A 3,207-nucleotide genomic window follows, 5' to 3' on the forward strand; every position below is an offset into this window, starting at 1 on the left:
GGCGCCCACCGCCGTCCGCGCCCCCCGTACGCCGCGGCCTTGCGCGCCTTGCAGCTCGGGGCCACGGCGATGCTCGACGTCAGCGACGGCCTCGTCCAGGACCTCGGGCACATCGCCGACGCGAGCGGCGTCCGGATCGAGCTCGCCGCCGACGCCGTGCCCGGTCCGCCGGTGCCGGACGCGCTGCGGCTGGCGCTGACCGGTGGTGAAGATCACGCTTTCGCGGCGACGTTTCCGCAGGAGGCGGAGCTGCCCGCGGAATGGCAGGTCATCGGGCGTGCGGTCGCCGGACCTGCGGGTGTGACGGTGGACGGACGGCCGTACGGGGTCGGCGGATGGGACCACTTTCACTAACCAGATGGAACAGTTCTCCCTGTTGACGCCCCTCGTCTGGTAGGCATGACTGGTGTGCTTTTGGTATACATCCCGAGACCGGAGAGGGACGGGATGGGACGACACACCAAAGACGTGGAAGACGGCGTTCCTGAGGAGGACGGCCCTCACCGGCACGGGAGGGTCGGCAAGGTGCCGCTCCTGCCGGCGGTCTCCGGCGTCGTGGCGATCGGTGCGATCGTATCCGCGCTCAGCACCCAGCAGATCTCACTGAACTTCGCCGGCGGGCCGCCGCCACCGAGCGGCAAACCGGCGAAGCCGAAGGTCAGCGACTCGGCCTCACCTCTGGACCGCAGCCGCCGCACGGCGCGTGACGGCGACTCCTCGCTCCTTCCGCGCATGAGCGGCAGCCCGCGGGCGAGCCGGGGGAGCGGGCGCAAGACGATCAGCGTCGCCTACCGCACCCTCTCGACCGGCGCCGGCGGGTTCCACGGCCAGGTGACGATCACCAACCACGCGAACACCTCGGTGCGGGGCTGGACGCTCATCCTGCGCTACCCGCGGGCCCAGATCCTGTCCGCGTGGGACGTGAAGGTGGTCCGCCGGGGCACCACGCTCGTCGCGGACAACCCGGCCGGCCACCCCTACATCGCGCCCGGAAAGTCGATCAAGGTGTCCTTCGTCGCCAGCGGGACCGCCGCGCGGCCGTCCGGCTGCTCGTTCAACGGAAGCTCCTGCTGACGGCCGTACGCTTGGCCCATGACTCCTCCTCGCGTGCTGACGATCGCCGGATCCGACTCGGGCGGCGGAGCGGGCATCCAGGCCGACCTCAAGACGATGCTCGCCCTCGGCGTGCACGGCATGAGCGTCATCGCGGCGGTCACCGCCCAGAACTCCCTCGGCGTCCAGGGCTACTGGGAGCTCCCGCCGGAGGCCGTACGCGCCCAGCTCGACTCGGTGCTCTCCGACATCGGCGCCCAGGCGGTGAAGACCGGGATGCTCGCCTCGGCCGTTCTGGTCGAGACGGTGGCCGCCGCGCTGGCGGAGGTGTCCGTACCGGTCGTCGTCGACCCCGTGGGCGTCTCCAAACACGGTGACGCACTCCTCGCCCCGGACGCGCTGGGCGCGGTCCGCACGGAGCTTCTCCCGCTCGCGACGGTCGTCACGCCGAACCTCTGGGAGGTCGAGCAGCTCACCGGCGTCAAGGTCGTCGACGAGAGCGGGCTGCGCGAGGCGGCCGAGGCCGTACGCGCGCTCGGGCCGCGGTGGGCGCTGATCAAGGGCGGCCACCTGCCCGGAGAGCCGGTGGACCTGCTGTTCGACGGCACGCGCGAATACCGGTTCGCGGCGGAGCGGCACGACAACCGGCACACGCACGGCACCGGCTGCACGCTCGCCTCGGCCATCGCCTCCCACCTCGCGCTCGGCCACGACGTGGTGAGCGCGGTGGGGCGGGCCAAGGACTACGTCACCGGGGCGATCGAGCACGGCTTCCCGCTCGGCGCCGGCATCGGCCCCGTCGACCACGGCTGGCTCCAGCGGCCCTGAGGCCGGGGCCGCGCGTCAGGTCACCGGCACGATCTCGGCCGTGAGGAGACGGCCGTTCTCGACGTGGAGCAGGCCGATCGTGCCGTGCGGCTGACGGCGGCGGTCGGTGGGGGAGCCGGGGTTGAAGATGCGGACGCCGTCGCCGGTCTCGTCCAGCGGGATGTGGGAATGGCCGAAGACGACCAGCGCCGCGCCGGGGAAACGGCGGCGCATCCGCGCGGTGCGCCGCGAGGCCGGGCCGCTGTCGTGGATCATCGCCGCCGGCAGTCCGTCGAGGTCGAACTCCAGCGTCTCCGGCGCACCCCAGGCGGCGACCTCCGGACCGTCGTTGTTGCCCAGCACGGCCTTCACCGGGGCGTACGCGGACAGCTCGTCGAGCACCGAGGGAACGCACACGTCGCCCGCGTGCAGGATCAGGTCCGCACCCCGCAGGTGCCCGGCCACCGCGGGCGGACATCCACGCCACCGCCGGGGCGCGTGGGTGTCCGAGATCGCCACCACTCTCACGGTCCCATCCTGCCCCGTACGAGCGGAATCACCGATCCGGCCGCCGGGCGCCGGTGGCGCGTGAGAGCCCGGACAACGCCGAACGGCCGGCCCTGTGCGGGTCGGCCGTTCGGCGTTGTCCGGTGAGAGGCAGAGTCCGTGATGGCGCCGTCAGGCGCCGGCGGAACGTGGTGTCAGCGCGCCACGGGACGGACGACCTTGCCCGCCTTGATGCAGGACGTGCAGACGTTGATGCGCTTGGTGGTGCGGCCGACGACCGCACGCACTCGCTGGATGTTCGGGTTCCAGCGGCGAGGGGTGCGGCGGTGCGAGTGAGAGACGCGCATGCCGAACCCCGGCCCCTTGCCGCAGACGTCGCAGACGGAAGCCATGGATGCGCTCCAAAAGGTTCGAGTGGAAGGGCCCGGGATCGGGCGCTCGTCAAAGAGAGGCCCGGACCGGACCTTCGGTAGAGGATAGCCGACCCCACCCCGGCGTGCGAATCGCCGGGTTACCGAAGCCGCCCGGAGTCCGATAAGTCTAGGGGGATCTTGGCCGTCACGCGGCCGGGCGCAGGCTCACCGGACGATCACGGGAGGTGGCGTGGGAGACCTTCTCGACGCCGCGGGCGTACGGCGGTGGAGCCGCCTCGCGGCGGACGCCCTGGACCGCACCCGGGCGGAGATCGACGCCCTCAACGTCTTCCCGGTGCCCGACGGGGACACCGGCACCAACCTCCACCTGACCGTCCTGGCGGCGTCCGAGGCGGCCGAGCGGCTGCCCGCCGACGCGGACGCCGCCTCGGTCTGGCGCGCCCTCGCCGACGGCGCGCTGATCGGC

At 72.5% G+C, this 3,207-nt stretch carries 6 protein-coding genes; 4 read left to right on the forward strand and 2 right to left on the reverse strand.

Annotation, left to right across the window (positions count from 1 at the left end):
* From ACFFNX_RS45930 to thiD, 3 genes are all read left to right on the forward strand, one after another.
* A partial coding sequence (locus tag ACFFNX_RS45930; protein WP_378212637.1) for a thiamine-phosphate kinase occupies window positions 1-354 on the forward strand: 354 nt, incomplete at its 5' end.
* 171 nt (window positions 355-525) lie between these two features.
* Window positions 526-1,074: a cellulose binding domain-containing protein gene (locus ACFFNX_RS45935; RefSeq protein WP_378212640.1), complete on the forward strand. Its 549-nt coding sequence runs from the start codon at window positions 526-528 to the stop codon at window positions 1,072-1,074.
* Between the two features lie 18 nt (window positions 1,075-1,092).
* The gene (gene thiD / locus ACFFNX_RS45940) at window positions 1,093-1,881 is read left to right on the forward strand and encodes a bifunctional hydroxymethylpyrimidine kinase/phosphomethylpyrimidine kinase (protein WP_378212641.1); all 789 of its coding nucleotides are present in this window, start codon (window positions 1,093-1,095) and stop codon (window positions 1,879-1,881) included.
* A 15-nt stretch (window positions 1,882-1,896) separates the two neighbouring features.
* Here the strand turns inward: thiD and ACFFNX_RS45945 are convergent, their stop codons facing one another.
* Together ACFFNX_RS45945 and rpmB are read right to left on the reverse strand one after the other, a co-directional pair.
* Window positions 1,897-2,379 (reverse strand): metallophosphoesterase family protein, encoded by a 483-nt coding sequence (locus tag ACFFNX_RS45945; RefSeq protein WP_378212642.1) that lies wholly within the window; start codon window positions 2,377-2,379, stop codon window positions 1,897-1,899.
* A 182-nt stretch (window positions 2,380-2,561) separates the two neighbouring features.
* Window positions 2,562-2,759 (reverse strand): 50S ribosomal protein L28, encoded by a 198-nt coding sequence (gene rpmB / locus ACFFNX_RS45950; RefSeq protein WP_378212645.1) that lies wholly within the window; start codon window positions 2,757-2,759, stop codon window positions 2,562-2,564.
* Between the two features lie 211 nt (window positions 2,760-2,970).
* Here rpmB and ACFFNX_RS45955 point away from each other — a divergent pair.
* Window positions 2,971-3,207: DAK2 domain-containing protein (locus tag ACFFNX_RS45955; protein ID WP_378212647.1), on the forward strand; the 237-nt coding region annotated here is incomplete at its 3' end.

It is taken from the genome of Actinoallomurus acaciae (genome assembly GCF_042429965.1).
Lineage (GTDB): Bacteria > Actinomycetota > Actinomycetes > Streptosporangiales > Streptosporangiaceae > Actinoallomurus > Actinoallomurus acaciae.